This window comes from Bacillus sp. TH22, from assembly GCF_016651015.1.
Classification (GTDB): Bacteria; Bacillota; Bacilli; order Bacillales; family Bacillaceae_G; genus Bacillus_A; species Bacillus_A mycoides.
Window position 1 is genome coordinate 384,882 of record NZ_JAEKER010000001.1, and the last position, 25,231, is coordinate 410,112.

Consider the following 25,231-nt stretch of genomic DNA (forward strand, 5'->3'; position numbering starts at 1 on the left):
GTATTTTGGAGGGAAAAAGATGTTTTATAGAGAAGGACCAAAATTTGAAATATTAAAGGTTCAACATCTAAAGCTACAACGTGAGCAAATGATTTTACGTAATAATTTAAGACAAATTGCTACATTGCAAAGAGCTGTGCATTTAGCGGGGGCAGTAGCGCGAATTCTTTTAGCTCCTTTACCAAATGGAGATACCGTAGTTGGGACTGGCTTTTTAATTGATAAGGATTTGCTTTTAACAAATAATCATGTTTTCCCAACAAAAGAGTCAACAATTGGAGCGAAAATTCAATTTAATTATCAAAAAGACCTAGCAAATAACTTTCTACCAGTAGATGAATACAGTTGTGAATCAGATGTCTTGTTCATTACTGATCCAGAGTTAGATTATACAGTAGTTAAATTAAATAATAATCCTGGGGCAAAATGGGGTTTTATTGGGTTGCCTAATGAAACTGAAATAAGTGAAGGGGAAGATGTTTTTATAATTCAACATCCAGGCGGGGCTGAAAAAATGGTGAGTTTAAGTGAAAATATGGTTACAGCAGTATCTGGATATAAAATACAATATATAACTGATACCTTAGGAGGATCTTCTGGTTCTCCGGTTTTTAATGATAGTTGGGAGGTAGTAGCTTTACATCATGCAGCAATATCTGATGGAAATGGAAAAGTAAACAATGAGGGAATTGCTATCGGAGAAATAAAAAAGAAAATAAAATCTCAATTAGGTAATGGACCATATTTTCATTAAAATAAGTACAGAAGATTTTTTGAACAATAAAAACTAGATTTTTTAGATTTTATTTTGATAAGTATTTCTTTGCCACACAAAAACAAAAAAAGTGATGAATCATTATGAAACATCACTTTTTTTGAAGTTCTAGTAAATCAACGCTTTAGATATAATCTAAAAACCTGTTCATATAGGATATATCCCGCGAAAAAATATCTAAATAAGGCGATATTTGGTACATAAGGAGTAATGTTTTATCTAAATAAAAAAGTGCTAACAAGTTTGCAAACGAACTTGCTAACACTCATACAAAATAGACATAAATTATCGCTGATATGTCTTCCTCAATAATAGACATAATCAATTAAAACACACTAATACCAAGGAATCATAAAAATATTCTTAATATCAACAATATAATCATAAAGATATCCCTATACTTTTAGGGCGAAAGCGGAGCCAAATACTGATTTCAACTCCTGAATTTGAATCAAATAATAAAAAGCAAAGATTTGTAAAGTTAAAAGTACAACAAGCTGTAAAAGGAATAAAGTGGATTAAACGTTTTAGAAATTTAAAAGATGATTATAGGATAGGGGAGAAGTTAAATTAGAGAACATTCTCCAATGTCCGAAAGAGTATATTAGAGGAACAAAGGTAAGAGTGCTTCTTCCATATAACGAAAATATATATAAAGTTCAAGGAACAAAAATAAAATTTGGTATAAAAGTAAGAGAAAAAGAGGAACTTTTTAATGAATTCCAGCGAATATGCCCATATTTCACATTACTTCCAGAATGTGAAAATGTATTAACTAATAATGAGAATGAGTTATTACCTTTATTTGCCCCAAAGGGATTAGAATCAATTACGTTAGAAGTATGGTCAGATGATATAGTAATAGAGATAGAACAAGCGTTATTAGATAGCAAAATAGTTTTAGCTCAAAACGGAGATTCCTCCTATGTATTAAATGCAGACAATCCGGTGTTGTTAAAAATAGTAAGATATAACATTAGGAAATTGTTACAAAATCCATATAGAATGCAATATAGTCATAAAAACAAAAAGAAACTAGTAGACGATGTCGTAAAAGCTGTACATGCTACGGCAGGTGAGCAAAATGAAATGAAATTAGCATTAATTGCAATAAAAAATTGTGATGGTCGCGAAAAAATTAATCCAAAGCAAATTATTCGGGAAGGATTCGCTCAAACGGAACGTATTTCAGCATTTATTAATTTATTTATCGGACAAAGTGTATCTAAAAAAGAAATTATTAATGCCATTCTTAGTTTGTTAGAACAAAAGGGATTCTTAAAGTGTAGTTGGAATAAGATAAAATTACCGGGGATAATTGTAAATTTATCAATTGAGAAAATGTCTAAATATGATTTCTTACCTATTTTTTCAAAAATAAATGGGAGAGAAATATTATATAAATTATATGGTCAAGAAGAATGGGGCACAATTGATCATACTTTATTAAATATAGGTAATAATAAAGTGTTTTTACCACAACCATCAAAAAGGAATGATATAGGAGTCAGTTTTAAACAATTTATGTCAGAAACATTAGTTGAAATTTCACAAGATGCACATAAACAAAATAAAGAAGTTTATTTTATTGTAGATGCCAATATGAGGAAATATTGGATAGAGGAATTGCAAAATAAAAGCGTTAATATTGGGGCTTCACCTGAAATAATCCCAAATTTAAAAGAGGATATAAACATAATTAGAATTAATACTAACTCAGATGTACCGAACTATATTGTTAGAGACCAAGAACATGTTATGAATGAAACGAGATTATTTGTAGATCAAATGGGAATTTACTATAGCACGGCTGCATACGAATTAGATTGTAATGAGATAGTACAGCAGTACATACTCGAAGTTATCCCGCTTGGTGTAAAATCTGAAGAGAGAGAAGAAATCGCCAAAATGATACATTACATGTGCTGTAAATCAACCTTGCTCTCAGAACAAAATATTCATAATACGTATGTAATGCATATGGCTAAATTAATTAAAAATTATACTACCGATATTGATTCAAGGGAGTTTAAAGAATTCAATGACGAATTAGATGAAGATGTAATAATTTTAGAAAAAGAAGATACATTGATATTAATATAAATAATAGTGTACAAATCCTGCTAGTAATAATGAGCAGGATTTGTCATTTTTTCATGTAAATAAGGCTATCCTTTGTCATGTATCTTTTCTTTTACGTATTTACTTTATTTACATACAGGATTAAGATGTTTTTTAGAAATACAAAAACTACATCATATGGAAAAGCGATTTTTATTAATTGAAAAGAAAATTTGAAAGGAATGGGGAATTGTGAAGAAATTAGATGTATTATTAATGCTACTGAGCGGCCTCTTTCCAATTGCAGGAATGTTAAAGCAAATCCCTCTTGAACAATCTTTATATATTGGAGGACTTTTATTTTTTACTAGTTTCGGTAGTTACTTTGCGAAAAAGATATATTCACGTATATGTAGCTGGATAGCGTATGCACCATTTATAACATTACTGTTAGTCATTTGGAATCAGGATATTTCAATAAGTTCAATAATAGCGAACGCGAAAATCGCCGCTTGCATTGCGTTAATTCCGTGTTTATTCCGGTTTCGTACATACGGGCTTACTTTGGGCTTATTCTCATTATGGGCCGCGTTACTATGGGATATAAAAGAAGTGCAGTCGTTAGTCATACTTGAGCGTATGATGAATTTAATGACAAGCCATTACTTATATATTCTCCTTTTAGTTGGAGGACTTATATTAGGTGGATTACTTGCGATGTTATTACACCGTAAAGAGAAAGACACTAATGAAGAAAATACTAATTTATTTAAACAAAAAAAGAAGCGTAAAAGGCTATCATTTAAGATCCGCTTTCCAAGATTACCGAAATTTAAGATGAAATTATTTAAGTTTGGTGGCAAAGGTTCTAAACGTAAAAGGCCAGAAACAATGCATGAGCGTAATAACGAAGAACCAGTTGTAACATATGAAATGGCAGAGCAAATAGATCAATATAAAGAAAGTACTGTTCAAGGACAAACTAGGATGGAACGTCGAAAAAATAGGTATAATGCATAATAAATTCCATTAACCCCTTAATGATTTATCGTAAAATTGATAAATCATTAAGGGGTTTTTTTATGTAATTAAATATAGGCTGCGTATGAAGGATTCATAGCATATTTTAAAGGTAAGGATTTAAATAAAATAATGGGAGGACAAAATGCTTATTATTACATATATTTCTGTTTGCATATTATTCTTAGTTAGTTTTTTACATGTTTATTGGGCTTTCCGAGGTAAGTGGGCGACAAATAGTGTCATTCCAACTAAAGCTGGAGAAAAGGCGTTTACACCAGGTACAGGAATGACATTGTTCATTGCGTTATTATTAAGTATGGCAGCAATGATTTTATTACAACAAGCAAATATTGTTCATTCCGCACTTCCCAATGTTTTTGTTCAAATGGGATCCTGGGTTTGTATGGTTGTTTTTTTCATAAGAGTAATTGGTGAGTTTCATTATTTTGGTATCTTTAAACGAAAAAAAGATACGCAGTTTGCTAGAATGGATACTGTTTTATATGTACCACTTTGTGCATTTTTATCTTTATCCTTCTTATTAGCAATAATAACGTGAACATATAACCAAGCATTATTTTAATACTTTATTACAAACTAAACTAGGGATTTATACGGCAACAGAGATGATTAGATAAGCAGTACCCTCTACCATTTGCTTTAAATAACAAGTTATTGGAGCGGTTAGAAAATGAATCTCTTCAAACTATTGAGGGTTGTGTATCATGTCTACATTTAATGTTGGATATAAATTATGAAAAAATAAGACATTATGGATCGAGCACAAGTAGGTCATTTGTTCCATTATCGCAATCTTCAATTTGTCTTGCTGATTGTGTTTGTTTAATAGGAGTTGTATTAGGGTTACTAGGAACAGTGACATTTGGAGAATTAATGTTATCTGTATGTTCTCTTACATAAAGAAAAAAGGACACCCACTTAAGGTGTTTTTTTAGTTACTTAGGAGAGCTTTTGAGATAGGAGGGACATGGATTCAAATCTATAGTTACACATTTTTATTGTGTTGTGTAACTCAAAAAGGAAAGTATCAGCAACTGCTTATTATGACTATAAACATTGGCTATTTGGGAGCTGTAATAGAATGCTTAGAAGGGGGCAAAAAATGGTGTGTGAAATATTAATAAAAAAGGACAAGCAGTCGTACCTACTGTCCTTTAAAGGAGAAAAGTCTTTTGGTTAAGAACTACGAATAAACAGAAAATCTGCTTGTAATTAGTTTTATCCCAAATATACATGCCTATACAAAAAAGGGATAAGTTCAAAAATACTTATCCCAGGAAGGGAAATCCCAAACACCAAAATGGCTTGTATTGGTATACAGGTTCAAAAGTAGTATATGTCAAACAAAAAATCTCATACAAAAAGCAGACAATCAAAAGTATTGTCTGCCAGAAAGTCGGATGAATTAGCCAACTGTGAAAAATTGCTTTCCCACTTCAAGAAGAGTAAAGGCAACAGATTTGAAAGAAATGAATTGGGATTTAGTTATTGCTTCTATGAATGATGCATTTTTTTCATTTTTTTTGTCCCCAAAAAACAACTAATAATTGCGAGTAATGCATTAGAAGAAATGAAATTTACGGTCCAATAAATTCCTGTTCCAGTAATTATATCGATAATTATAAATCTTTTAATTGCCGAACTTTGTACTACATGAAAAATAAATTGATTGTTATCGTTACCCAATGTTATCACATCCCTTATCTAATATATGACAAGGCATGCTTGCTCTAGTCTTCATGATAATATACGAAAAAGAGTAATTAGCAGAAGCTTATAAAGTAGTTATAAATAAAAAATAACTATCGGAAGTTAAATTATTAACTTCAGTGAAAAAAATAACAATCATAATTTATCCTGCGTTATTGATGGGATATTATGTTTTACTTAAGGTAAGGGCTTATGCGGAAAGCTTGATGAAAAATTCTTTCATTAAAAGTACGATTCCTAGCAGAAACAAGACTTCAATTGAGAACCAAAACATACTTTTGTGAGGTTTTTTAAACCCCATAATAATTGATGAAAATAAAAAAATTGCGATAAGTATGATGATTAAGAGTCGGATTGTATCAACCATTAATAACACTCCTAATATTTAATCAGTACTATTATATAATCTTTTCCAAAGATATATAATTCTAGAAACATTCTATTGAAATTTTAATGAAAAGAACAGGTGGTGTTTAGTAGCTTTTTTCTCAAAATCATTTCAAACGTGTAGTGGGAAGTGATAAAAGTGATAAATCCACGTTTTAATAAAAGGATGTAAGCGTATTTTTAGCGAATTATAGATAATTAAGAGAGGCGGTGACACTATGAAGTATGTAAAAGTCAGTATGAATGGTGGAAGTGAGCACAAATTCTCAATGACTTTAGAACGATTTGAAGAGTTTATTACTACAGAGAATGGATTATTAGAAAATAAATTAGTTTGTATTGAAAATGTAATGATTAACCCTACTAATATATCTTCTGTAGTTGAAAAAATTGGTGTACCTGCTAAATTTATGGAAGTTTAAAGGTAATTAGATAAAAAACATCCATGGGGATGTTTTTTGTTTATAAATAAAGCAATTGTACAATGAAAGTATGAGAAAATTTTATTAGTAATAATGTAGGCTATTAAGAATGAATATAGGAAAGTCTTTTCTAGCGTGTTAGTTACTCCAATGTGTATGTATCTATTTGGCATCTAGACATTGTGCTTTCTAATGCACAATGTAATAAGTACAAGCATATAGTATGTAATAGGACAAGATCTTCGTGTCCTACTAAATACTCAGAAAAAACCTCTAATTTTTTATGAAAAATGTAGCTTCAAACGGTTTCGTTTCAATTATAGTTTTCTTTAACGTTAATAAATATTAAGATTAATATGATAGCAATAATTAAATTAGACAAATAGAAATTTTGGTGACACAGTAGTTCAAAGATGACATCGAATGTATACAATAAAGCGACAGCAGGTAATATACAAATAAATATAAATCTCCAATTTTTTAAATAATGTTTATAATTAGTAAGTACTTTCGCCATTAATATTGCTCCTGTATTTTTTATTTTCTATATAATTATACATTTAAATAAAAAGATTTACAAAGTGTTTAAAAATTATTTAGCAACTAATGTGATTTTGGGAGATAAATAAGGAGGAAGAAAAAATATTATAGATCTATAGATTGAGAGGAATATAGAGAAGGCTTTTGTTAAAAACTTAGATGGCTGCAGCAATCTGTGTAATAAACGATTTGATTTTAAAAAGACTTTTAAACATCTGGGCTAAAATGATACACTATAATCTACGTTATTTTAGAAATGAATAGAGGGATTTATATGATAGATAAAATTAAAAATGTTGTAGAGGATATGTATGAAGATGAAGCAAAACATTTACTTCAAAGTATTCTAATACAGTTAGATGTATTAGACGGGAATTATAGCGAAGATATGATAAAAAATTTAACGAGTATCCCTAAGCAATTGACGAGTCATACAACTCAGGAAAAGAATTTAGAAGAAAGCACACACATTCATATTGCCTTTGATGATTCAACTGCCGGATGTTTAAAATATATGTTGAAACAAGAAGGATTACACGAGGAGAGTGTTGTTTCATACTCTGAATTCTTTTCAATTGGTCCCATATATCAATTACATACGAATGAAGGTCAATTAGCAAGGGCACAGTGGTTATTAAATAACTTAACTTCTTATGATTGTTATTTTGAAGAAGAGTATTTACCAAGATTTAAGGCTACTTTAGAAGATCTACATTCAATTTCGAATGAAACACCGATTACCATTTGGAAGGCGGATAATGCTCATGAGCATGTAGGGCTTTGTTTTGCAATTGCGCAATTAAAAGATAAGAAAGATATTCGTGTTCTGAATACTTCTGAAGCGAGTAGAGAAATATTAAAACAAGATTATGATATTCGTGGAACTGGAGAATTATCTCCTGAAAGTTTAGCACTATTCAAAAAAAGTTTTGTGGAATTTCCGTATTTACCTGAAGAGAAGCGAATGAAGTTTGCACATGAGTGGGATAGATTATCGCAAAGCACGGAGTTTTTAAGAGTTTGGAAAGACGATGAAGTGCATTCTGTACAAGAAGATTATTTTGATCAATTCATTATTGAGTGTGCGAAAAATGTAGGAGCAGATAAAGAATTTCATAAAGCTCCGAGAGTAATAGGTGAAGCACTTGGACTTTCGGATCAATTGGTTGGGGATACGTTTTTGGAATATCGCTTGAAAGAATTAATTAAGCAAGAAGTCTTTGAATATGAAGGTTCGTTAGATCAAATGCGTTTTTATAGTGTGAAGTTAATAAAATAAAAAATATATTTTGTTTATAAAAAAAGCTCGTATTTTTAAAATACGAGCTTTTTTTAGATGAATTTAGGCTATACATAAGCTTCCTATGAATGGCGTATCACATATGAATGTTAAAAGAAACAAATGAAAAGAAGGTGATGGGTTATTATGTATAACCAACAAAACTATCCATATGATCAAGAGATGTATTATAATCCACAAAACTACGGTTATGAATCTACAAATGAAGTGAGAGATATTGAACAAGAAGACTATAGACCAGATGATGCGGAAGATGCTCCAACGTCACCACCACCGTCACAAGCTCCGTCGTTACCGTCCACATTTGCTTCTCCAGCACAAGCAGGCAATATGAAATCTTGGATGTGTAACTGTCTAGGAAGATGGGGCTATTTACGTTTACATCGACCTGGTCCTTTCGGAAGAGATTTATGGTTCTTTCCAACCGAGGTAAGAAGAAGCGGGGTTTCAGGTTACACTTGGCAAGGTGGTCGTCGTCGTAAAGTAAGTTATCGATATCAACAAATTAGTAATTTTATGTGCTTCGCATAATAGGAAGTGAGAGAGAGTAGAATAATTTTACTCTCTCATTTTTTTATTTTTCAATATACGAAGTAAGATTTTAATTAAAAATTTACAATTTTCTAGTTTTTATTGAAGTATAATTCAAATGTTAGGTTGATTTACACAAATAATTGAGAGTGAGGGAATGTAATGTCAATAAAAAATAAGGTTGGCCGAAAAATAGAGGATGGCATTAATTTAGCTTCTGCTCAGTTTAAAGAAGATGCTTATGAAATTTATAAAGAATCGAGAAAAGTGCAGCCTATATTATTTGTAAATCAAATTGAAATTGGTAAAGAATGGCTCATTACAAGATATGAAGATGCTCTGCCGCTTTTAAAAGATAATCGCTTAAAAAAAGATCAGGCAAATGTGTTTCCTCAAGATACAAAGAACATGCATCTTTCCGTTGACAATAGTGATCATTTAACAACGCACATGTTAAATTCGGACCCACCTAACCACAGTCGTTTGCGATCTTTAGTTCAAAAAGCTTTTACACCGAAGATGATTTCACAATTAGACGGAAGAATTCAGAGAATAGCGGATGATTTAATAAGTGAAATAGAGCGAAAAGGTACATTAAATCTTGTGGATGATTATTCATTCCCATTACCGATTATTGTAATAAGTGAGATGCTTGGAATTCCAAAAGAGGATCAAGCGAAATTTAGAATTTGGTCTCATGCTGTCATTGCATCGCCAGAAACACCTGAAAAAATAAAAGAAACCGAAAAACAACTATCTGAGTTTATTACATATCTCCAATATATAGTTGATGTAAAACGAAAAGATCCAAAAGAAGATTTGGTTAGTGCGTTAATACTTGCAGAAAATGAAGGGCATAAACTTAGTGCTCGAGAGCTATATTCAATGATCATGTTATTAATTGTAGCCGGACACGAGACGACAGTGAATTTAATAACAAATACGGTATTAGCACTTCTTGAAAATCCGAAGCAATTACAGTTATTAAAAGAAAATCCGGAATTAATTGATTCAGCTATTGAGGAAGGATTGCGTTATTATTCTCCAGTTGAGGTGACAACTGCAAGATGGGCGGCTGAGCCGTTTCAAATTCATGACCAAACAATCCAAAAAGGAGATATGGTTATTATCGCATTAGCTTCAGCAAACCGTGATGAAACAGTATTTGAAAACCCAGAAGTATTTGATATTACACGAGAAAATAACCGTCATATTGCCTTTGGGCATGGTAGTCATTTCTGCCTAGGAGCACCACTTGCTAGGTTGGAAGCAAAGATTGCTATTACTGCTCTGTTTAAAAGAATGCCATCGTTACAAATAAAAGGTGAGCGTGAAAAAATTAATTGGCAAGGTAATTATTTAATGCGTTCTTTAGAGGAATTACCATTGTCTTTTTAGAATAGTTATATTGAGACATGCATACACGACAAATGATTAACATAGAGTATGTATGTGTTATTTAAATTCGAAACGGAAGGGTGAAAACATCCCAATGATCAACTAATTCTATTTGTAAGAGATCTTCGTTAAAAAACGAAATATTCTTCTGAATAGGATTAGTATGTGCATGTATAGAAAAGGGATGTGTTTCGCACTGCGAATATATAGTCTTTTCATATGATTTGTGCTGCCTCCTGTTCAGAACACGAAATAGGAGGCTTTTTTATGTCGACGACTGCAGAAACGAAACAAAATCATGGGGTATCACAAGTATTAAAAAATCGATTTGTGCAAGGGATTCTAGCATCAGCATTATTTTTACAAGTTGGAATTTGGGTTCGTAACTTTGCGATATTACTTTATGTTATGGAAATGACGAAAGGTGATGCTTTTGCTATTTCAATGATTTCGGTTGCTGAATTTGCTCCAATTTTCATTTTTTCCTTTATTGGAGGAACTTTTGCTGATAGGTGGAAGCCGAAGAGGACAATGATATGGTGTGAAACGTTAAGTTCTATTTCCGTATTCGCTGTATTAATTACACTTATGTTTGGAACGTGGAAAATCGTGTTTTTTGTGACGCTCATCTCTGCGATCCTTTCGCAGTTTTCTCAACCATCTGGAATGAAGTTGTTTAAACAACACTTATCGACGGAACAAATTCAATTAGCGATGTCATTATATCAAACGATATTTGCAATATTTATGGTGTTAGGACCGATTATTGGAACATTTATCTTTCACAGTTTTGGAATCTATATTTCAATAATAATTACTGGTATCGCATTTTTACTTGCAGCAGCTGTGTTGTTATTTCTTCCGAAAGATCTTGAGAATGATAATGAGAAGAAAGAAATTACGCTGTTACAGGAAATGCTGGATGGTATTAAATATGTAAAAAAGAAAAAAGCATTAACTTTGCTAGGGTTTTGTTTTATGGCAGCTGGACTAGGTATAGGTTTAATTCAGCCACTAGGCATCTTTATTGTGACTGAGCAGTTAGGGTTATCAAAAGAGAGTTTACAATGGTTACTAACAGTAAATGGTGCGGGAATGATTGTTGGCGGAGCTTTAGCGATGGTATTTGCGAAAAACATTGCTCCCCAAAAGATGTTAATTGTAGGGATGCTCGGTCAGGCAATTGGAATTGGTATTATAGGCTACTCCACAAATTTATGGGTGACACTTACGGCACAACTTTTTAGTGGTTTAGCTCTTCCATGTATCCAAATTGGTATTAATACGCTCATTATTCAAAATAGCGATACCGATTTTATTGGTCGCGTGAACGGCATTTTAAGTCCACTATTCACCGGTTCAATGGTAGTAACGATGAGTATAGCTGGTTCATTAAAGGAGATGCTTTCATTAGGTACGATGTATGAGGGGACGGCTCTACTATTTGTTATTGGATTATTGTTTATTTTGCCTATATACAATTTAAAGCCAGTAATAGCAGTAGAAAGTGAAATGAATGGTAAAGGAAGTGCTGTGCAACATGAATCCTAATCCAAATGTTAAATACCCTATTGAAGGAAATCAAAACGTTCATTTTATAAAAAATACAATAACGAAATCTAATATATTTGTTGGTGACTATTCTTATTATGATGCGAAAGATGGAGAAACATTTGAAGATCGAGTATTATATCATTATGAATTTATTGGAGATAGGCTTACCATTGGAAAGTTTTGTTGTATTGCAAATGGAGTTACCTTTATTATGAACGGAGCGAATCACCGGATGGATGGATTTTCGGCATATCCATTTAATATATTTGGGAATGGGTGGGAGAAGTATACACCTAATTTGTCTGATTTACCTTACAAAGGGGATACAGTTATAGGAAATGACGTATGGATCGGTATGGATACAACGATTATGCCTGGAATAAAAATAGGGGATGGTGCAATCATTGCAGCAAAATCTGTTGTGACTAGAGACGTCGCACCATATACAATTGTTGGCGGAAACCCTGCAAATAAAATAAAGGAACGATTTACAAATACAATAGTAGAAGAGTTATTGCAAATTCAATGGTGGCATTTTGACATTGAAAAAATAACTGAAAATATAGATGGTATTGTACAAGGAGACATTGAACCATTAAGAAAACTAAAAAGGGAATAAAAAATGCATGTCAAAGAGTATCATACCTCCGAATTTTGTTAATGATAATAGAACAAGGAGGTGTGATACTATGGCACAAGACGTTTTATGTGAAGTAAACAACTGTAAATTTTGGGCTAACGGCAATAAATGTAGTGCAGATGCAATTTATGTAGTAAGTCATAAAGGTAAACATGCATCTACAACTGAAGAAACAGATTGCAAAACTTTTGATCCAGAAGTATAAATTTTTGAAGGGTAGCCAAATCGTGGTTGCCCTTTTATTAATTATAGTATTGATAATAAATCTCATTTTCATTCATTGTTTTTAACTTTTCTTTTTATTTTTTCATATTTTCTTCATAAGTGATGCAATCCAGAGCAATTCATGTTCAATACGTGATTTACTAAATTCAATGACTTCTGTAATAAAAGATGAGCTAACACGTAAAGATTGAATAGCAGTAAGCTGTTTATGTAGTACGTCTTGGCGTATTGTTAAAATTTCTTTTCTAGCTTCGTAATCAAGTTTTTCAAATAGCGCGATACGCACAAGGAATTCAGCGTTATTTGTCGCAATCTTTTCGGGAAACTCTCTTAACATTTCATAAAAAATTTCTTCTCCTGTTTCAGTTATGTCGTACATATTTCGATTCGGCTTTCCGACTTGTTTATGTATTTGTTTAATTATAGCCCCCATATTTTCGAAGCGCCGAAGAGCGGGATACAGTGTATTATGGGGTTCAGCCGAGATACGTGTAAAAACGGGTCATAAGCTGTAATATATTTCCATTATTGGTTTTTTAGTTAAAAATATCTACCTCATGATTAACAAAAAGCTGATTACCTATGCGCTATAAATGAACTGCCCCCAATTGTTAAACAAAACCTAGCAATTGGGGGCAGTTCATAGTTATCATTTGACTCTTCTAGTGACTTTCTCAAGTAAAGCACCCTTTGGTTGAATAAGATTTATTTATTCATTCCCATCAATCGCTTAATTGTTCTTATTTGTCCACGATGATTAATTTCGTCTTCCATAACGTGAAACCACAAGTAGTAATTATTATAAGGCACACCATTATCCCACTTGTTTTCCTCGAATAACCAGCTATCTTGTTTTGATTTCAGATATGTTAGTGTATTTTCTCTAACTTGTGATAATTCATTCAAATAATAATCTAAAGATTGCTTTTTTATTCCTTCCCTTGCTTTGTCTCCAAGTTCTAAAGAAATTCGCCACTTTAGATATTCACTTTCAGTTAAATCTCTTTTTTCAAACGAGATAACTTGATGAACAAACTCCATCGCTGCAATATGTGATAAGAGAGAACCAATAGTGTTTGAACTACCGTTTGGTAAGAAATCTAAATCACTTTGGTTTAAATTGGAGATTTCGCTCAATGTAACATCTCTTGTATGTTCAAGCATTGTTACAAGCTCTCCAATCTTATTTGAATAGTTTTCTTTTGAAATTATTCTATAATCTATCATATATATCCCTCCAATTCATGCTAAGCATAAGTTTACCAATAAAATAAAAAAACAAAGTCTGAAAATTCATGTAAAATAATGATATAATTTAATTGAATATAAAGAAAAAGGAAACCTGTTTTTATCAGTGTTACCTTATCCAAGACTAAATTTTACCCATACATCATTTTTTTGATGTAGCTCTTGAAGATAAAAACTATTTAATTTTCAAGGAACAGTTATTAACTTAAAACTTATTATACGAGGAGGGTGTATCATGAAAAAAATATGCTTTGTATTAATTGTCGACGCTGGTATAAATTATGGTTCAATATTTTCTCTACCATTTTTAAGGAATCAGGATGATTTGAAGGGATATTTTTCTAAGTATTATGATGTTTCAATTAATTATATTAGGGATAAAAACTCAGTTGACTATTTGGTAGTTCCCAAACCGTGTCCACCTTTTGATAATGAAAATAATCTTCCAATAATTGAAGTACCGAGCAATCTTATTTATGGAAAAGGATTTTGAAAAAATAAAGACTTATATAGACAATTATTTTTCTAATAACTCATAAAGAAAATAAAAGTACAGTAAAAAGAAGTCCGATAAAAAACGAGTGGCGTAGAATATTTCTATTAATCATTCGTTTTTTATTATATTTACATATCAGTCTATCGCAAATGAACTTGTACAAAATATCGGAAAATATAGTGAGATTAATATCGTTGAAGAGTTTGCTGCACCTTTACCTGTTACCGTCATATCCGATTTATTAGGAGTGCCAACAACGGATCGTAAAAAGATTAAAGAATGGTCTGATATTTTATTTATGCCATATAGTAAAGAAAAATTTGACGATTTGGATGTAGAAAAAGGAATTGCGTTAAATGAATTTAAAACGTACCTGCTTCCAATTGTTCAAGAGAAAAGATATCATTTAACCGACGATATTATTTCAGATTTAATACGAGCTGAATATGAAGGCGAAAGATTAACCGATGAAGAAATAGTTACTTTTTCTTTAGGTTTATTAGCGGCAGGTAATGAAACAACTACAAATTTAATTATTAACAGCTTTTATTTCTTTTTAGTAGATTCACCTGGAATATATGAAGAGTTAAGAAAAGAACCTACGTTAATTTCAAAAGCGATTGAGGAAGTTTTACGCTATCGCTTTCCCATTACATTAGCTAGGAGGATTACTGCGGACACAAATATATTTGGACCTTTTATGAAAAAGGATCAAATGATTGTTGCGTGGGTTAGTGCAGCAAATTTAGATGAGAAAAAGTTCTTACAAGCTTCTAAATTTAATTTACACAGAATAGGAAATGAAAAGCATTTAACCTTTGGTAAAGGTCCTCATTTTTGCTTAGGGGCGCCACTTGCACGTTTAGAAGCTGAGATTGCATTAACTACCTTTATAAATGCCTTTGAAAGAATAGAGTTATCTCCATCGTTCAATTTAGAAAAATGTATATTAGAAAATGAACAAACATTAAAATACTTACCTATTCTTTTGAAAACTAGGTAAAACGTTCAGCAAGGTACAAAATTACTGTACCTTGTTTTTTATTTCTCAATTGTAAATTTTTAGTGGTCTATTTAGTATGGAAGTGTGTGAAAGAAGAGTGGAGGAGGATGCTTATGTTAACGTGTAATGGAAGTAAAACGTTTCAAACATTTATTAAAGCTGTAACGGATTTAATTGATAGTAATTTATTAGAAGATCAAATTGTTTGTGCGATTGAAAAATTACTAGAAGAACTTTTAGAAAAAAAACATGGCTTCCGCTAGAAAAACAGAAGGCGAATTCGGCTCAATATGCACGACACTTGTTATATGAAGATCCTTTAAAGCGATTTGAAGTATTAGCTCTCGTATGGAAAGATGGACAATCTACACCTTTACATGATCATGATGGTACATGGGGAGTAGAAGGTGTTTTTTCAGGAAGGATAATGGTGCAGAACTTTATACAAACTAAGCAGCTTGAAAATTCACTTGTTTATTTAACCCATACAAGAAATCTTTATTTGGGAGAAGGAGAAACAGATAAAGTCATTCCACCAACTGATTGTCATATTCTTGAAATAGCTGAACGTGAAAGCGTTGTCACGATTCATATTTACGGAAAATGTTTAGAAAAGTTTAAAGTATATGTCCCAACTGAAGAAAAGAATGTGTATATGTGTGAGACAAAATATATTAGTTATAGTTCATAGTTTAAAATCAAAAGCTTTTCTCTTTAAAGAAAAGCTTTTGATTTTATTTTTAAATATTTCTTGACCTGAAACGCTTTTCATAAATTATAAATAAGAAGTACTTAACGAGCTCAATATGAAAACGATACCTTTTTGTTAAATAGATCTCGTGTATTTATAGAAAGTGGTGAAGAAATAATGAAATTAATAGCAATTGATTTAGATGGAACTCTTCTTTCAGGGAATAAAATGATTAGTAAAGAGAATGCAGAAGCAATTCGAAAATGTCAAGAAGTCGGCCATGTTGTAGCAATTTGTACAGGACGTTCTATTGTGGATATTGAACGACTATTGTTAGAAGTGAATTTAGAATGTCCGATTATTGCTGAAAATGGTGCACTTATTTATACAGATAAAAAGATGATGAAGAGATACCCAATTCAAAATACGCAAGCACTAGAGATTATAGAATATCTTGAAGAGAATGATTTGTATTATCAACTTTATACTAATAAAGGTGTGTATGTACCAGATTATGGAGTAGAGAGTGTACGAAATGAAATCGAGTATGTAAAGAATTCAAAAGAAAATTTCAACTTGAAAGAGTTAGAAACGATTGCTGCATTATATCTTGAGCATACAGCATTTCATAGTACAGAAAGTTGTAAACCAATTGTAGAAATGGATATACATGTGCATAAACTTTTACCGTTTTCTTATGACATAGAGAAATTAAAAAAATTAAAAGAAACATTTCTGCATAATACGGATTTAGCTATTACATCTTCCTATTGGCATAATTTAGAGATTAATCATCGAGATGCTCAAAAAGGAAATGGATTATATACTTTAGCAAAACATCTTAATATTCCAGTTGAAAACACTGTAGCAATAGGCGATGGCTTAAACGATGTTTCTATGATGGAGAAAGCAAATATATCAATTGCAATGGGAAATGCAGTTGAAGAAATAAAAGTGATGTGTCAATACGAAACGTTAACAAATGAAGAACATGGTGTCGCACATGCTTTATATAAATATGTAATGTAATAAAAAAAGAAAAAAGAATCCAAATAGATTCTTTTTTTCTTTTTATTAGGAGTAAGGTATTCTATGAGATTCATAGAAGCCTTATTACAACTCATTATATAGAATATATTGGAATAAATGTTTATATTTTTCATGAGAGTTGTGAAACTTTTGTGAATTTTACGGTTATTGTATTTTTATACTGCTACTAGCAGCGCGTAACAATCCCATATTATTTTCTGTTTTTAATTGAAAAATAGAATTTGTTTGAATAATTATTCTACAGCTATATACCTAGGGGCACTTTCTTCGTATAATGAAGAAGTATGAATTTTGAATTTGTATAAATTTTACATATCGAGGTGAAAAAGGAATGAATGCGCGGCTAATGGAACTTATTGATGTGAGTACAATAGAAACCATGGCAGAACAATTTTATAAATTAACCAACATATCACATCAACTTCTTGATGCTGAAAACGAATGTATATTTTCATTTGGAATTAATGAAATGAAAGTATGTAAACTTCCAAAAATTGAAATCCCCCTTTTCTTATACAATCAATATTTAGGATCTTTTGTTGTATGGTCCAAACGAAGCGAAATTTTCAATTGCCAAAAATATTTTGAAATGCTTTCTAACCTCATTATAACTGGGGTGAAAAAAGCAGTTCAAAGTAAAAATACATCGTTACTTTCTCGAAAAGAGGAAGAACTACATACGATTTTACAAAACATGCCTGTTATGGTTGATGCGCTTGACTATAATGGAGATTTTGTTTTGTGGAATCGAGAATGCGAGATTGTAACAGGTTATACTGCTGAAGAAATAATTGGGAATCCAAACGCTCTTCAATTACTGTATCCTGACCATAATTATCGCCATCAAATACAAAATAAATTTTTGACTCGTGGAAAAAATTTTAGAGATTGGGAAATGAGTTTAACATGTAAAAATGGAGAAATTAAAACGATAATGTGGTCCAATATATCAAAGCAGTTTCCTGTAACAGGATTTAGTTACTGGGCTGTTGGGGTAGATATTACACATTTAAAAGCGATAGAAGGGCAATTAAAACAACAAACCTCTGAATTAGAATTAATTTTCAAAGCTTTACCAGATTTATGTTTTTTAACAGAGGACGATGGGACAATTATAGATTATAAAGCAGGATCTCCTACAAAATTTTACGTGCCCGCAGAAGCTTTTATGGGAAAAAAGTTTTACGAAATTTTACCGTCTTCAGTAGCACAGCAATTTCAAGAAGCAATTCGCCAATTGAAAGAAGAAGGAAAGAATGTAATTGTAGAATATCCTCTAACAATTAATGGAAGTATCGATTTCTTTGAAGCTAGATGTTTACCGTTATTACAAGATAAAATTATGATCATTGTCCGCGATATTACAGAGCGGAAAAAGGCAGAAGAATTGCTAAATAAATCAGATACACTTGCGGCAATTGGTCAATTAGCAGCCGGTGTAGCTCATGAAGTGAGAAACCCATTAACTGTAATTAAAGGATTTATACAGTTATTCCAAATTAATAAAGAAGATCAAGAAAAATATTTTGACCTTATGCTTTCCGAAATAGAAAGAATAGAAGCAATCCTCCAAGAGTTTTTATCGATTGCTAAAACAGATGAAATCCCAACTGAAAAGAAAAACATTTATCAAGTATTTAAAAATGTTGTTTCTTTAATGAACACAAAAGCAATCATGACAAATATTCAAGTTGAACTATTTACAGATTCCAAAGAGATAATCATTGAATGCTCAGAAAATCAATTGAAACAAGTATTTATTAATATTTTGCAAAATTCAATTGAAGCAATGCTAGATGGCGGGAAAATTTCAATCTATATAAAAGAAATACATAAAAAAGGTGTCATTATTAGTGTAATAGATGAAGGAATAGGAATACCTGAAGAAAGAATTAAAAGATTAGGTGAACCTTTCTATAGTACGAAAGAAAAAGGTACCGGTATTGGATTGATGTTAAGTTATAAAATAATTGAAGGTCATCAAGGAACAATAAGTATAATGAGTGAGGTTGGCGTCGGGACAACTGTAACTATTTACTTGCCGAAAATTCAGAGTAAACAATCTCTATCAAATTGTGATGATAAATGTATATCGATACGTTCTAGTATTAACTCTTAAATAAATGATTAAATACCCAATGAAAAAAGCTAAACTTTTTCATTGGGTATTTTTATATTTAATTTAGTAAACTTTACCTTTTCTTAACCTTTGTTTTAATTTCTATTAAGTTTTTATCAGTATATTAATATTTGTACAAAGTACTGTATAGAAAATGTGCACTACTTTTAATATATAGATTCAATTATTATTAGAAATACTGTAAGGAGGAGATTATGACAAGGTGAAAAAGCAAGTGAAAAAAAGTGGTAGAGCAATACCGATGCGGTTAAATATTTTATTTCTATGTGTATTTTTATTATTTTCTGCAATGATTATACAGTTAGGTAAAGTGCAAATTTTCGATGGAGAGACTTATAAAAATGAAGTAGAAAAGAGAGAAAATGCAACCGTGAGCCTATCTGTCCCACGTGGGAAAATATTTGATCGAGAAGGGAATCCAGTTGTTGATAATACATCTTTACGCACGATCACGTACACAAAGATGAAAGGTGTAAAATCAGAAGATATATTAAAAACTGCAAGACAACTTGTAGACATAATTGAAATGCCGCAAGAAGATATAGATAAGTTAAATGAGACAGATAAGAAAGATTTTTGGATGCAGTTAAATCCAAAACTTACTCAAGATTTAGTATCTAAAAAGGAAATAGATAAGTTTAGAGAAAAGGATATTAACGGAAAAGAGTTAGACAAAAAAATAGAAGAGTTAAAAAGAAAGCGAGTTACAGAAAAAAATCTTCAAGAATTAACAGCAAAAGACATAGAAGTGTTAGCTATTAAAAGTAAAATGACTTCAGGTTATCAAATGGCACCTCAAATTATAAAAAAAGATGTTAGTGAAAAGGAATATACTGTGATTAGTGAAAATTTAGCAAATCTCCCAGGTGTAGACGCTTCAGTTGATTGGGAGAGACTCTATGTAAATGATGGCTTATTCCGTTCAGTCCTTGGAAATGTTTCGAATGCTGATGAAGGTTTACCACGTGAACGATTAGATTATTATTTAGTGCGTGATTATAGCAGGAATGATCGGGTTGGGAAAAGTTACATCGAACAGCAATACGAAGATGTGCTTCATGGTACGAAAAAAGAAGTAAGAAGCGTTGCTGATAAACAAGGTAATACAATTAGAACAGAAACAGTTTCTGAAGGGAAAAGCGGCAAGAATTTAACGTTAACAATTGATATGGAATTACAGAGAAAAGTAGAAGAGAGCATAGAAAAAATATTAAAGGCCTATAAAGGTTCAGAATCGATGTTGGACCGTGCTTTCGTTGTAATGATGAATCCGAAAAATGGTCAAGTATTATCAATGGTAGGGAAAAAATTAGTAGAAAAAGACGGGAAAACAGAGATTGAAGATTATGCTTTAGGTACGATGACAAGTTCATATGAGCTTGGATCAACTGTTAAAGGTGCAACAATATTGACTGGTTTCGAGACGAAATCTATAACACCAGGTACTTATTTTTATGATGCACCTATGAAGTTTAAAGGTACTAAGGAGAAAAAATCTTGGAAAGATTTCGGGAATATTGATGATCTAAGAGCTTTACAAGTTTCTTCAAACGTTTATATGTTTAATACAGCATTAAAAATTGCAGGTGTGGATTATGTGAAAAATAGTTCATTAAATATTAAACAAGAATACTTTGATAAAATGAGATATTATTTCAGGCAATTTGGATTAGGTGTTCCAACAGGCATCGATTTACCGAATGAAACAGTCGGACAAATTGGTAAAAAAGATAATCAACCTGGTTTCTTACTAGACTATTCGATTGGTCAGTATGATACGTATACACCACTTCAGCTTGTACAGTATATTTCGACTATCGCAAACGGCGGTTATCGAATGAAACCACAAATTGTTCAAGAGATTAGAGAACAAACCGTTCAAAAGGATGAAATCGGTAAAGTGGTGCATGCAATAGAACCCGTTGTTTTAAATAGAATTGATATGAAAGAAGAATATATCAATCAAGTAAAAGAAGGATTTAGAAGAGTATTCCAAGAAGGGGATGGAACGGGAGTAAGAGCGTTCCAAAAAGCACCATATAAACCAGCTGGCAAAACAGGAACTGCACAGACTGTATACGGTGGAGAAAGTAATATTGGGAGAAATGAGAAAGGCGATCGTAGAGAATGCTATAATTTAACATTAGCAGGATATGCGCCATATGATGATCCAGAAGTAGCATTTTCTGTTGTTGTGCCATGGGTTATAAATGATAAATCAGGTATTAACTCTGATATTGGAAAAGATGTTTTAGATGCTTATTTTGATTTGAAAAATAAGCGATTAACTGGCGAAGCACCAAAAATAGATGACTCTAAAGAGAATTAAAATATACGAATAGATTAGAAATGAGGTATATATGAAGCAATTGATTCTAAAAGATTGGAGAAAAATATGTAGCTATATTTTAATTATAATAGGAATTATTTTTATTAATAAGTTATTTTTATTTTGTATGGTAGAAGGAATTTCGATGCAACCTACTTTGAATGAGAATAATCGCATACTAGTTAATAAGGCTAGCATCTATTTTTCTTCTTTTCATCATGGTGATGTTGTAATAATAAAAAAAGAAGACTCGCCTACATACTACGTGAAACGAATTATTGGATTACCGGGGAATAACATACAATTAAGAGACGATGAGGTATATATTAACGGTAAAAAGCGTGATGAGTCGTATATACAGTTAGATATGTCACAAGTATCAAATCGTTTTTCAAACTGTAGAGAAATGAAAGTTCCCACGCATAAATTATGTGTGTTAGGTGATAATTGAAATCATAGTAAAGATAGTAGGAATACGCTTGGACTAATTGATGAGTCAAATATAATAGGTAAAGTGAAAATGGTATATTATCCATTTGATCAAATAAAATGGTTAAAATAATTCTATTAGATATGCACGTTTTATAAAATAAATCATATATTGATAGCATAGGACAAGCAGAAAAGCTTATCCTAACCTCACAGAACACTCCTTATCACAGTTAGGCATCTACATTTTATGTAGATGCCTTTTTCAATGTCTGATAATTATTTATCAACCTAAAGTAGTAAGTATATTGGGACTATTAAGGGAAGATTGCTTGTAATAATAACAGTACGATTAATAAGAACATTGAATTGTAGGAGTGAGAAATAAGTGATGAATATTTTAATAGTTAATTTCCCTGCAGAGGGACATGTAAATCCTACATTAAATTTAGTAAAGGCCTTTACTCAAAGAGGTGATAACGTACACTATATTACAACGGAAAGCTTTAAGGAAAGGCTTGAAGTTTTGGGAGCCATTGTACATACTCATCCGGATTTATTAAAGGAGATTTCTATTGATAATGAAACTTCATATGGATTAAAAACTTTCTTTCATGTACATGTTCAAACTTCTTTATACATATTAGAAATTACGAAACGATTATGTAAAAGCATTAATTTTGATTTCATAGTTTATGATATATTTGGTCTTGGAGAGTTAGTAAAGGAATATTTACAAGTTCCAGGCATAGTTTCCTCTCCTATATTTTTAATTCCACCAGTATTATTGGAAACCTTGCCTTTTCATCCAAATGCAGAAATACAATTCCAACCCGATGAACTCTCTGAAAAGTTACTGTATCAAATGGAACATGAATTTGGAGTAAAGCCCAAAAATAATCTTCAATTTATGCATAATAAGGGAGATATTAGTCTCGTGTATACAAGTCGTTATTTTCAACCTAATAGCGATTCGTTCGGAGAAAACAATGTTTTTATTGGACCGAGTATTATAAAGCGCAAAACAAATGTAAAGTTTCCACTTGAATTGCTTTCAAAAAAGAAAGTTATTTATATTTCAATGGGAACACTTCTCGAAGGGATCGAACCATTTTTTAATACTTGTATTGATGCTTTTTCAAATTTCGAAGGGATTGTAGTAATGGCGATTGGTGATAGAAATGATATTTCAAAAATTAAGCAAGCGCCAGACAACTTTATTATAACCCCTTACGTACCTCAATCAGAAATATTAAGTGAAGCAGATGTTTTTATTACACATGGTGGAATGAATAGTGTGCACGATGCAATCCATTATAATGTCCCATTTGTGATAATACCGCATGATAAAGATCAACCTATGATAGCGCAAAGATTAACTGAGCTTGAGGCAGCACATAGATTATTGAAAGAGCATGTTAATGTGCAAACTTTAAAAAAGGCGGTAACAGACGTTCTTTCAAATAAAAAGTATAAACATGGCATTCAAAAACTGAATGAAAGTTTTTTAGAGTGTGGTGGTTCCAAAAGAGCCATTGCAGTTATTGATGCTCTTTTAAATAAATAGTTCGGATAATATAAAAGCATAGAGGCTCTACCTGTATGCTTTTATATTATTATCCAGCAAATTGTACAGCAGTATTCGCATGTAAATAAGCAGTATCAAAAACAGGAACAGATAGATCATTTTGGGAAATGAGCAAAGGAATTTCCGTACAGCCAAGTAGAATTCCTTCAGCCCCATTATTAATTAATGAATTGGTAATTTGTATTAGTTTTTCTTTTGATGTTTCTGAAATAATTCCTCTACTTAATTCATTTAATATGACGTGATGGATAAAAGTTCTTTCTTCGTCATTTGGGATGATTGTCTCAATGTTATATTTTGCTAGTCGTGATGTATAAAAATCTTCTTCCATTGTTTGTTTCGTTCCTAATAATCCGATCCGTTTTATATTCTGTTCTACCATTTCTTTAGCACTTACATCACCGATATGAAGAAGTGGGATTGATATTGCTTGTTCTACTTCCTCAGCAAATAGATGTACAGTATTAGAACACATTAGTAAACATTCAGCTCCAGAGTGTTCTACTTTTTTTGCTACTGCGACTAATTCATTTTTCACTTCTTCATATTGATGATTTTGTAATAATGTAGTTACTTCACCAAAGTCCATACTATATAAAACAAGCTTCGCATTTTGATCATATTGAGAGAGAGTTAGTGTATTAATATGTTTATAATATAACGATGTTGATTCCCAACTTAGTCCGCCAATTAAGCCAATTACTTTCATCATGCATTCCTCCCGTAACAATTTTGAATTTATTATTTCATAATTCCGATAAGAATACAATGATTTAAATGAACTATTTATCGAAAAATAAAAATAGTAAGAAAAGTATTGAAATTATTTATTGTTAGTGCCATAATACAGATTACAAATACATACTTATCCAGAGAGGTAGAGGGAACGGCCCTTTGAAGCCTCAGCAACCCCTATGTAATTACATAGGAAGGTGCTAATTCCGCAGAGGACACTATGTGTCTTTTGAAAGATAAGGGGATTCTTGTACGTGAAAGAAAATGACCTCTTATTTAAGAGGTCATTTTTTGTTGTATAGAAAGGAAGTGTCGATGCATAATTCATTTTCAAAATAAATATAGAGTATTAAAAGTTGAATAATACGAGAGGGGAATTGTAATGAACAAATTAACGACAAAGCTAGTAGTAGCTATTGGAATTGGAGCAGCTCTATACGGGGTATTAGGGCTTTGGGGATTTTCTATCGCACCGAATACATTTATTAAACCCGCATTGGCTATTTTAACAGTTTTTGGAGCGTTATTTGGCCCGGTAGCAGGACTTTTAATAGGACTCATCGGTCATACCGTTACAGATACGATCGCTGGTTGGGGTATTTGGTGGGGATGGGTTATTAGTTCAGGTATTATTGGTTTAGCAATGGGACTCATACAAAAAAGAGTTGGTTTTAGTGTAAAACATGGAACGTATAATAACCGTGATATTTCTTATTTTGCAATTGCAGGGTTAATTGGTATTGTCATAGCAATTATATTTGCTGGAGCATTCGATATTATTGTGATGGGAGAACCGTTTGACAAAATAGTTATACAAGTACTAGGCGCAACAATTGCAGACGTTATCGTATTTTTAGTTCTTGGCTTACCAATCACGATCGGTCTAGCGAAATCAAATAAGAAACATACACATTTAAAAATTGAAAAGTAGGGAT

General features: G+C 31.6%; 20 protein-coding genes, 6 pseudogenes and 1 riboswitch. Of the genes and pseudogenes, 21 read left to right on the forward strand and 5 right to left on the reverse strand.

Going from position 1 to position 25,231, the window contains the following annotated elements:
• Positions 1-19 precede the first annotated feature (19 nt).
• From JFU18_RS02180 to JFU18_RS02200, 5 genes and pseudogenes are all read left to right on the forward strand, one after another.
• Complete coding sequence (locus JFU18_RS02180; RefSeq protein WP_201033865.1) at positions 20-754, forward strand: trypsin-like serine peptidase; 735 nt, start codon at positions 20-22, stop codon at positions 752-754.
• Between the two features lie 388 nt (positions 755-1,142).
• Positions 1,143-2,878: pseudogene (locus tag JFU18_RS02185) on the forward strand (RNaseH domain-containing protein); the annotation flags it as partial.
• Positions 2,879-3,088: 210 nt separating this feature from the next.
• Positions 3,089-3,856, forward strand: a complete 768-nt coding sequence (locus JFU18_RS02190) for a DUF3959 family protein (RefSeq protein ID WP_201033864.1) — start codon at positions 3,089-3,091, stop codon at positions 3,854-3,856.
• Between the two features lie 145 nt (positions 3,857-4,001).
• Positions 4,002-4,418, forward strand: a complete 417-nt coding sequence (locus JFU18_RS02195) for a DUF3995 domain-containing protein (RefSeq protein WP_201031125.1) — start codon at positions 4,002-4,004, stop codon at positions 4,416-4,418.
• A 71-nt stretch (positions 4,419-4,489) separates the two neighbouring features.
• Positions 4,490-4,780, forward strand: a pseudogene (locus tag JFU18_RS02200) (homoserine dehydrogenase); the annotation flags it as partial.
• Positions 4,781-5,374: 594 nt separating this feature from the next.
• Here JFU18_RS02200 and JFU18_RS29710 read toward each other — a convergent pair.
• The gene (locus JFU18_RS29710) at positions 5,375-5,566 is read right to left on the reverse strand and encodes a hypothetical protein (protein WP_242486445.1); all 192 of its coding nucleotides are present in this window, start codon (positions 5,564-5,566) and stop codon (positions 5,375-5,377) included.
• A 629-nt stretch (positions 5,567-6,195) separates the two neighbouring features.
• Between JFU18_RS29710 and JFU18_RS02205 the strand changes: the two genes are divergently transcribed.
• Entirely contained in the window at positions 6,196-6,399 is a 204-nt protein-coding gene (locus tag JFU18_RS02205; protein WP_002085220.1) for a hypothetical protein, read from the forward strand.
• A 313-nt stretch (positions 6,400-6,712) separates the two neighbouring features.
• Here JFU18_RS02205 and JFU18_RS02210 read toward each other — a convergent pair whose 3' ends face one another.
• On the reverse strand, positions 6,713-6,916 hold the full coding sequence (locus JFU18_RS02210; RefSeq protein WP_002085221.1) for a hypothetical protein: 204 nt from the start codon (positions 6,914-6,916) through the stop codon (positions 6,713-6,715).
• Between the two features lie 297 nt (positions 6,917-7,213).
• On the opposite strand from JFU18_RS02210, the gene JFU18_RS02215 reads away from it, so the two are divergent.
• From JFU18_RS02215 to JFU18_RS02240, 6 genes are all read left to right on the forward strand, one after another.
• Entirely contained in the window at positions 7,214-8,218 is a 1,005-nt protein-coding gene (locus JFU18_RS02215) for a DUF1835 domain-containing protein (RefSeq protein ID WP_201033863.1), read from the forward strand.
• 147 nt (positions 8,219-8,365) lie between these two features.
• A complete protein-coding gene (locus tag JFU18_RS02220; RefSeq protein WP_002032464.1) occupies positions 8,366-8,770 on the forward strand; it encodes a hypothetical protein in 405 nt (134 codons plus the stop codon).
• 162 nt (positions 8,771-8,932) lie between these two features.
• Positions 8,933-10,168, forward strand: coding sequence for a cytochrome P450 family protein (locus JFU18_RS02225; RefSeq protein WP_201031122.1), 1,236 nt, complete (start codon positions 8,933-8,935; stop codon positions 10,166-10,168).
• Between the two features lie 267 nt (positions 10,169-10,435).
• Positions 10,436-11,719, forward strand: coding sequence for an MFS transporter (locus tag JFU18_RS02230; protein WP_201031121.1), 1,284 nt, complete (start codon positions 10,436-10,438; stop codon positions 11,717-11,719).
• On the forward strand, positions 11,709-12,341 hold the full coding sequence (locus JFU18_RS02235) for a Vat family streptogramin A O-acetyltransferase (RefSeq protein ID WP_201031120.1): 633 nt from the start codon (positions 11,709-11,711) through the stop codon (positions 12,339-12,341). Before JFU18_RS02230 ends, JFU18_RS02235 begins: the two co-directional genes overlap by 11 nt.
• A gap of 70 nt (positions 12,342-12,411) precedes the next feature.
• On the forward strand, positions 12,412-12,567 hold the full coding sequence (locus tag JFU18_RS02240; protein WP_000046089.1) for a DUF1540 domain-containing protein: 156 nt from the start codon (positions 12,412-12,414) through the stop codon (positions 12,565-12,567).
• A 102-nt stretch (positions 12,568-12,669) separates the two neighbouring features.
• Here JFU18_RS02240 and JFU18_RS02245 read toward each other — a convergent pair whose 3' ends face one another.
• Both JFU18_RS02245 and JFU18_RS02250 read right to left on the reverse strand, forming a co-directional pair.
• Positions 12,670-13,074: a PadR family transcriptional regulator gene (locus JFU18_RS02245; RefSeq protein ID WP_307838359.1), complete on the reverse strand. Its 405-nt coding sequence runs from the start codon at positions 13,072-13,074 to the stop codon at positions 12,670-12,672.
• A gap of 218 nt (positions 13,075-13,292) precedes the next feature.
• A complete protein-coding gene (locus JFU18_RS02250; RefSeq protein WP_002168266.1) occupies positions 13,293-13,814 on the reverse strand; it encodes a DinB family protein in 522 nt (173 codons plus the stop codon).
• A 256-nt stretch (positions 13,815-14,070) separates the two neighbouring features.
• Here JFU18_RS02250 and JFU18_RS02255 point away from each other — a divergent pair.
• The 8 genes and pseudogenes from JFU18_RS02255 to JFU18_RS02290 all read left to right on the forward strand — a co-directional run bounded on the left by JFU18_RS02255 (position 14,071) and on the right by JFU18_RS02290 (position 23,540).
• Positions 14,071-14,374: pseudogene (locus tag JFU18_RS02255) on the forward strand (hypothetical protein).
• 93 nt (positions 14,375-14,467) lie between these two features.
• Positions 14,468-15,334 (forward strand): annotated as a pseudogene (locus tag JFU18_RS02260) (cytochrome P450); the annotation flags it as partial.
• A gap of 113 nt (positions 15,335-15,447) precedes the next feature.
• Positions 15,448-16,025, forward strand: a pseudogene (locus JFU18_RS02265) (cysteine dioxygenase family protein).
• A 177-nt stretch (positions 16,026-16,202) separates the two neighbouring features.
• Positions 16,203-17,054 carry a Cof-type HAD-IIB family hydrolase gene (locus JFU18_RS02270; RefSeq protein ID WP_201050219.1) on the forward strand — a complete coding sequence of 284 codons (852 nt, stop codon included), beginning with the start codon at positions 16,203-16,205 and terminating at the stop codon, positions 17,052-17,054.
• Between the two features lie 352 nt (positions 17,055-17,406).
• Complete coding sequence (locus JFU18_RS02275; RefSeq protein WP_201031116.1) at positions 17,407-19,194, forward strand: ATP-binding protein; 1,788 nt, start codon at positions 17,407-17,409, stop codon at positions 19,192-19,194.
• A 223-nt stretch (positions 19,195-19,417) separates the two neighbouring features.
• Positions 19,418-21,544 (forward strand): peptidoglycan D,D-transpeptidase FtsI family protein, encoded by a 2,127-nt coding sequence (locus JFU18_RS02280; protein WP_201050220.1) that lies wholly within the window; start codon positions 19,418-19,420, stop codon positions 21,542-21,544.
• Between the two features lie 31 nt (positions 21,545-21,575).
• Positions 21,576-22,106 (forward strand): annotated as a pseudogene (gene lepB / locus JFU18_RS02285) (signal peptidase I).
• 255 nt (positions 22,107-22,361) lie between these two features.
• Positions 22,362-23,540, forward strand: coding sequence for a macrolide family glycosyltransferase (locus tag JFU18_RS02290; RefSeq protein WP_201050221.1), 1,179 nt, complete (start codon positions 22,362-22,364; stop codon positions 23,538-23,540).
• A 49-nt stretch (positions 23,541-23,589) separates the two neighbouring features.
• Here JFU18_RS02290 and JFU18_RS02295 read toward each other — a convergent pair whose 3' ends face one another.
• Positions 23,590-24,273: an aspartate/glutamate racemase family protein gene (locus JFU18_RS02295; RefSeq protein ID WP_002127641.1), complete on the reverse strand. Its 684-nt coding sequence runs from the start codon at positions 24,271-24,273 to the stop codon at positions 23,590-23,592.
• Positions 24,274-24,423: 150 nt separating this feature from the next.
• Positions 24,424-24,539: riboswitch (SAM riboswitch) on the forward strand.
• A gap of 139 nt (positions 24,540-24,678) precedes the next feature.
• Between JFU18_RS02295 and JFU18_RS02300 the strand changes: the two genes are divergently transcribed.
• Complete coding sequence (locus tag JFU18_RS02300; RefSeq protein WP_002127640.1) at positions 24,679-25,227, forward strand: ECF-type riboflavin transporter substrate-binding protein; 549 nt, start codon at positions 24,679-24,681, stop codon at positions 25,225-25,227.
• Positions 25,228-25,231 lie beyond the last annotated feature (4 nt).

Excerpts from the sequence above, each read along its gene's own strand:
- JFU18_RS02235 (WP_201031120.1), top strand. The coding sequence starts at position 11,709 with ATGAATCCTAATCCAAATGTTAAATACCCTATTGAAGGAAATCAAAAC.
- JFU18_RS02240 (WP_000046089.1), top strand. The coding sequence starts at position 12,412 with ATGGCACAAGACGTTTTATGTGAAGTAAACAACTGTAAATTTTGGGCT.
- JFU18_RS02180 (WP_201033865.1), top strand. The coding sequence starts at position 20 with ATGTTTTATAGAGAAGGACCAAAATTTGAAATATTAAAGGTTCAACAT.
- JFU18_RS02205 (WP_002085220.1), top strand. The coding sequence starts at position 6,196 with ATGAAGTATGTAAAAGTCAGTATGAATGGTGGAAGTGAGCACAAATTC.
- JFU18_RS02225 (WP_201031122.1), top strand. The coding sequence starts at position 8,933 with ATGTCAATAAAAAATAAGGTTGGCCGAAAAATAGAGGATGGCATTAAT.
- JFU18_RS02230 (WP_201031121.1), top strand. The coding sequence starts at position 10,436 with ATGTCGACGACTGCAGAAACGAAACAAAATCATGGGGTATCACAAGTA.
- JFU18_RS02270 (WP_201050219.1), top strand. The coding sequence starts at position 16,203 with ATGAAATTAATAGCAATTGATTTAGATGGAACTCTTCTTTCAGGGAAT.
- JFU18_RS02250 (WP_002168266.1), bottom strand. The coding sequence starts at position 13,814 with ATGATAGATTATAGAATAATTTCAAAAGAAAACTATTCAAATAAGATT.
- JFU18_RS02195 (WP_201031125.1), top strand. The coding sequence starts at position 4,002 with ATGCTTATTATTACATATATTTCTGTTTGCATATTATTCTTAGTTAGT.
- JFU18_RS02295 (WP_002127641.1), bottom strand. The coding sequence starts at position 24,273 with ATGATGAAAGTAATTGGCTTAATTGGCGGACTAAGTTGGGAATCAACA.
- JFU18_RS02210 (WP_002085221.1), bottom strand. The coding sequence starts at position 6,916 with ATGGCGAAAGTACTTACTAATTATAAACATTATTTAAAAAATTGGAGA.
- JFU18_RS02215 (WP_201033863.1), top strand. The coding sequence starts at position 7,214 with ATGATAGATAAAATTAAAAATGTTGTAGAGGATATGTATGAAGATGAA.
- JFU18_RS02275 (WP_201031116.1), top strand. The coding sequence starts at position 17,407 with ATGAATGCGCGGCTAATGGAACTTATTGATGTGAGTACAATAGAAACC.
- JFU18_RS02300 (WP_002127640.1), top strand. The coding sequence starts at position 24,679 with ATGAACAAATTAACGACAAAGCTAGTAGTAGCTATTGGAATTGGAGCA.
- JFU18_RS02220 (WP_002032464.1), top strand. The coding sequence starts at position 8,366 with ATGTATAACCAACAAAACTATCCATATGATCAAGAGATGTATTATAAT.